7 protein-coding genes are annotated in these 4,587 nt (G+C 70.8%); all 7 read left to right on the forward strand.

Features of this window, described 5'->3' with window-relative positions; translation table 11 throughout:
• Positions 1–284 (forward strand): NADH-quinone oxidoreductase subunit K (locus tag G6020_RS08925; protein ID WP_182610372.1); only part of this gene is annotated, 284 nt, incomplete at its 5' end.
• The gene (locus G6020_RS08930; RefSeq protein ID WP_182610373.1) at positions 281–1,933 is read left to right on the forward strand and encodes a monovalent cation/H+ antiporter subunit D family protein; all 1,653 of its coding nucleotides are present in this window, start codon (positions 281–283) and stop codon (positions 1,931–1,933) included. The genes G6020_RS08925 and G6020_RS08930, both read left to right, overlap by 4 nt.
• Complete coding sequence (locus G6020_RS08935) at positions 1,930–2,295, forward strand: Na+/H+ antiporter subunit E (RefSeq protein ID WP_182610374.1); 366 nt, start codon at positions 1,930–1,932, stop codon at positions 2,293–2,295. The genes G6020_RS08930 and G6020_RS08935 overlap by 4 nt, the downstream gene beginning before the upstream one ends.
• Positions 2,292–2,549 carry a monovalent cation/H+ antiporter complex subunit F gene (locus G6020_RS08940; RefSeq protein ID WP_182610375.1) on the forward strand — a complete coding sequence of 86 codons (258 nt, stop codon included), beginning with the start codon at positions 2,292–2,294 and terminating at the stop codon, positions 2,547–2,549. Before G6020_RS08935 ends, G6020_RS08940 begins: the two co-directional genes overlap by 4 nt.
• The gene (locus tag G6020_RS08945) at positions 2,546–2,923 is read left to right on the forward strand and encodes a monovalent cation/H(+) antiporter subunit G (protein WP_182610376.1); all 378 of its coding nucleotides are present in this window, start codon (positions 2,546–2,548) and stop codon (positions 2,921–2,923) included. Before G6020_RS08940 ends, G6020_RS08945 begins: the two co-directional genes overlap by 4 nt.
• Positions 2,916–4,364: a magnesium transporter gene (gene mgtE / locus G6020_RS08950; RefSeq protein ID WP_182610377.1), complete on the forward strand. Its 1,449-nt coding sequence runs from the start codon at positions 2,916–2,918 to the stop codon at positions 4,362–4,364. The genes G6020_RS08945 and mgtE overlap by 8 nt, the downstream gene beginning before the upstream one ends.
• Positions 4,365–4,396: 32 nt before the next feature.
• Positions 4,397–4,587, forward strand: a 191-nt coding sequence (locus G6020_RS08955) for a hypothetical protein (RefSeq protein WP_182610378.1), incomplete at its 3' end; no start/stop codon positions are given.

The raw sequence follows: 4,587 nt of genomic DNA on the forward strand, positions 1-4,587 counted from the left end.
CCGGCGGCGCGTCGCGGCGCGAGGCCCCGCTGGTGGCCGACCCCGACCCGGCGCTCACCGCCGACGGACTGCCGCAGGCGTTCGTGCTCACCGCCATCGTCATCGCGTTCGCCATCACGATCTACCTGCTGGTGCTGGCGGTGATCGGCGGTGACGACGACGACACCGACGTGGGCGACCTCGACCACCTGGACCTCCTCCCGGAGGTCCCGGGGGGCGCACACCCGGAGGACCCGGAGCCCGACGAGCCGGCGAACCACGACGCGGAAGGTGTCCACCGATGATGCCGGAGTCCGTCCTCACCCTGTTCGTCGCCATCCCGCTGCTCACGGCGGGCCTGCTCATAGCCGTCGCTTCGAGAACACGCCTGGTCCTGACTGTCCTGTTCGCCGTCCTCGTGGTGCAACTGGCCGCGGCGATCGCCACCGTGGCGTGGGTGTCGGACGGTTCGGTCGTGGTGCACCAGGTCGCCCTGTGGGCGCCCGGAGTGGCCATCCCGTTCGTGCTGGACATGTTCTCGGCGCTCATGCTCACGGTGACGAGTCTGCTGACGCTCACGTGCGCGGCTTTCGCGGTCCCGGCCGGGGAGGCGTTCAAGAGGTTCTACCCGCCGTTGGTGCTCCTCGTGACCGCCGGCGTCAACGGGGCCCTGCTTACGGGGGACCTGTTCAACTTCTTCGTCTTTGTCGAGGTCATGCTCCTGCCCTCGTACGGGCTCATGATCATCACCCGGTCCGGTCGGGCCAGCGTGGCCGGTGTCGCGGCCTCGCGGCTCTACATCTCGGTCAACCTGCTCGCCTCGACCATCCTGCTGATCGGCGTGGCCCTGATCTACGGGTTGACGGGAACCGTCAACATCGCCGAACTCCACGGGGCCGCCTCGGAGAACACCGGCGTGGCCGTGGCCACCGCCCTGGTGCTCTTCGCGCTCGCGATCAAGGCCGCCGTCGTCCCCGTGCACGGGTGGCTTGCACGGGCCTACCCCAAGATGTCCCCCGCCGTGACCGCGATGTTCTCCGGCCTGCACACCAAGATCGCGATCTACGCCATCTACCGCATCTACGCGGTGATCTTCGACGGGGACCCGCGCTACCTCTGGGTGGGCGTGGTGGTGTTCTCGGCCACCATGCTGATCGGTGTGCTCGGCGCGGTGGGCGAGGCCGCCCCGCGCTCGATCCTCGCGTTCCACATGGTCAGCCAGATCGGGTACATCCTGCTCGGGGTCGCCCTTTTCGGCCCACTGGGGCTCACCGCCGGCATCTTCTATCTGCTGCACCACATGATCGTCAAGGCCGCGTTGTTCCTGGCCATCGGCGCGATCGAGGTGCGCTACGGTCCCCGGCGGCTGGGGCAACTCTCCGGACTCGCCAAGACCGAACCACTCATCGCGATCGCGTTCTTCGCCTCCGCCATGTCGCTGGCCGGGATCCCGCCCTTCTCCGGCTTCGTGGCCAAGCTCAGCCTGATCATCGCCGCCCTCGACGCCGGGCAGATCGCCGCCGCGGCCGTCGCCGTGGCGGTAAGCATCCTCACCCTGCTGTCGATGCTCAAGATCTGGACGGGGATCTTCCTCGGCGAACCCACCGCCACCGACTCCCGCACGCTCCCGGAGGGTCTGGACCCCGCCTACTCCGATGCCCCGGGGATCCCCGACGGCCGGGACCGCGCCGGGCTCGACGCGACCGGTGACGCCGCGAGCGGTGGCGCCGCGACCTCCACGGTGGCCACCGCCACGGCGGAGGCCGGGGCCCCCGACCCCGTCATGGTTCCCCCGGGTCGCCGGATCGGTCTGGCACTCGCGGCGCCCGCGCTGGCGCTGGCCGTGGTGACGTTGGCGCTGGGACTGGGGGGTCAGGTGCTCCTGGAGCTGTCCGGGACCGCTGCGGCCAACCTGTACGACCCGACCGGATACGTCCAGGCGGTGCTCGGATGACCGCCACCCTGACCTGGCCGCTGCGGATCCTGTGGTTCCTGCTGTGGTTCTTCTGGCAGCAGACCACGACCAGCGCGAAGGTCGTCCGCGACGCCTTCCTGCCCCACGCCTCGATCACCCCGGGCTTCGTGCGGTTCCCCACCAGGTGCCGCACCGAACTCGAGGTGACCGTGCTGTCCTCGCTCATCACCCTGACCCCGGGGACGCTGACCCTGGGCGCGCACCATCCGGGGGGCGGTGAGGGGTGGGAGATCGTGGTCCACGGGATGTACTTCCCGGATCCCGACGACCTGACGGCCTCGCTACACGATATGGAGAACCACATGCTGCGGGCGATCCGGAGAGAGGGGCTGGTCCGGTGATCGCCGTCGACATCGCCATCGTCCTGGTCTCCATCGCGGCCGTCCTGTCCTCCTACCGGATGGTCCGTGGCCCCCACGCCGGTGACCGAGCCATCGCGGCGGACCTGCTGTTCTTCGCGTTCATCGCACTCCTCGCCCTCGTCGGCGTGAGGGTGGACAGTCCCTTCGTCTACGACCTCGTCCTGGTCGCGACGCTGGTGGGCCTGGTCTCCGCTCTCTCGCTGGCCCGACTCATGTCCGGGGGTCGGCGATGAGCTGGGACCTGCTCGCGACCGTCCTGGGATCGGTCTCCGTCCTGACGGGGTCCGTGGTGTTCCTCGGAGGCGCCATCGGCCTCCTGCGGTTCCCCGACCTCTACGTCCGGTCCTCCGCCATCGGGGCGGCCGCCGGACTCGGGCTGGTGTTCGTGATCGTCGGCGCCTTCCTGCTGCACCCGTCCTGGGATGCGGCACCCAAGGTGGTCGTGGCGGCGATACTGCAGTTCGCCTCCTCCGCCATCGGCGCGATGTCCATCGCCCGCGCCGGGTTCCTCTCGGGCGCCGCGCCCACCTCGGCCACCCGGTATTCGCAGATCGGGTTCGCCACCGACACCCCGTCCGACTCCCCCAAGGGGACCGGTGATGACTGAGCCGCGCGATCTGCCGGACGATCCCGGGGGGCCACCGACCGACGCCACGGGGTTCGCCCTGGTCGACGAGCACGTCGACGAGAACAGCACCTACGGCGAGATGAGCCTGGACGAGGCGACCCGGCGGTTGGCCCGGCTCCGCTCCCGCGGCGACCTCCGGGCGGCCTCGCGCCTCATGGCGTCACTGCCCGACCAGGTCGTGGTGGACATGTTCGAGCGCAGCGCCGACCGCGACCGGGCCGTCGCGTTCCGGTTGCTGCCCAAGGGGCGCGCCCTGGTGCTGTTCGAGGCCCTCGACGCGCCGGTGCAGTCCGAGCTGCTGCGCGGCCTGCGCGAGGAGCAGGTCGCCCACCTCTTCGAGGAGCTCGACCCCGACGACCGCGTCGCTCTCATGGACGAGCTCCCGGCCTTCGTCGCCACGCGCCTCCTGCGCGGGCTGCCGCCCGAGGAGCGCGCGCTCACCAACGAGATCCTCGGCTACCCGGCCGGCTCCATCGGCCGCAGGATGACGCCCGAGTTCGTCTCCGCCCGCCCGGAGATGACCGCGGAGCAGGCGCTCGACCGGGTCCGCGCCCGGCTGGTCGACGTCGAGACGATCTACACGATCCCCGTCGTGGACCAGGGACGCCGCCTCATCGGGGTCGTCGGTCTGAGGTCCCTGATGGGCGCGGAACCCGACACCCTCGTCGGGGACCTGATGAACGACGCCATCTCGATCCACGCCCGCGCCTCCGAGGAGGAGGCCGCCCGCCTGAGCGCGGACGAGCGCGTGATAGTCCTGCCGATCACCGACGAGGAGGACCGCCTCGTGGGCATCCTCACCGTCGACGACGCGCTGCGGATCCTCGAGGACGCCGAGACCGAGGACGCGGCCCGCCAGGGTGGCTCCGAGCCCCTGCGCCGGCCGTACCTGGCCACCCCGGTGCGGTCGATCGTCCGGTCGCGCGTGGTGTGGTTGCTCGTGCTGGGACTCGGCGCGGCGCTCACCGTGCAGGTGTTGGCGGTGTTCGAGACCACGCTCGAGCAGGTCGTGGCGCTCTCGTTGTTCGTTCCGCTCATCATCGGTACCGGCGGGAACACCGGGAACCAGGCCGCCACGACGGTCACCCGCGCCCTGGCACTCGGCGACGTCCGCCCCCGCGACGCCCTGCGGGTACTCGTGCAGGAGGTGCGGACCGGGTTCATCCTGGGGCTCGCGCTGGGCGCGGTGGGACTCATCGCCGCGGGGTTCATCTTCGGCTTCGACTTCGGACTGGTCATCGGGCTGACCCTGCTGGCGCTGTGCACCATCGCGGCCACGGTGGGCGGGCTCATGCCGCTGCTCGCACAGGCGGTCCGGGCGGACCCGGCGGTGTTCTCCAACCCGTTCATCACGACGTTCGTCGACGCGATCGGGTTGATCGTGTACTTCCTGGTAGCGCGGGCCGTTCTGGGCCTGTAGGCAGGGGAGAAGACCCGACGCGGGAGGTGGATGTGGTTCAGCTGGCCCTGCAGCTCCTGGTGGCCGCTCTGCTGCTCAACGTGCTGGCCTGCCTCGTGCGGGTGGTGCGAGGCCCCTCCCCGCGTGACCGCGTGACCGGGGTCGTGTTGGCCGGCACCACCGGCGCCGCCCTGCTGTGCACGCTGTCCGTCCTGGCCGGCGCCCCGGCGGTCCGTTCGGCGGC

It is taken from the genome of Dietzia sp. B19 (genome assembly GCF_014145155.1).
GTDB classification, from domain to species: Bacteria; Actinomycetota; Actinomycetes; order Mycobacteriales; family Mycobacteriaceae; genus Dietzia; species Dietzia natronolimnaea.

Coding starts and splice junctions, on each gene's coding strand:
- G6020_RS08930 (WP_182610373.1), top strand. CDS start 281: ATGATGCCGGAGTCCGTCCTCACCCTGTTCGTCGCCATCCCGCTGCTC.
- G6020_RS08935 (WP_182610374.1), top strand. CDS start 1,930: ATGACCGCCACCCTGACCTGGCCGCTGCGGATCCTGTGGTTCCTGCTG.
- mgtE (WP_182610377.1), top strand. CDS start 2,916: ATGACTGAGCCGCGCGATCTGCCGGACGATCCCGGGGGGCCACCGACC.
- G6020_RS08945 (WP_182610376.1), top strand. CDS start 2,546: ATGAGCTGGGACCTGCTCGCGACCGTCCTGGGATCGGTCTCCGTCCTG.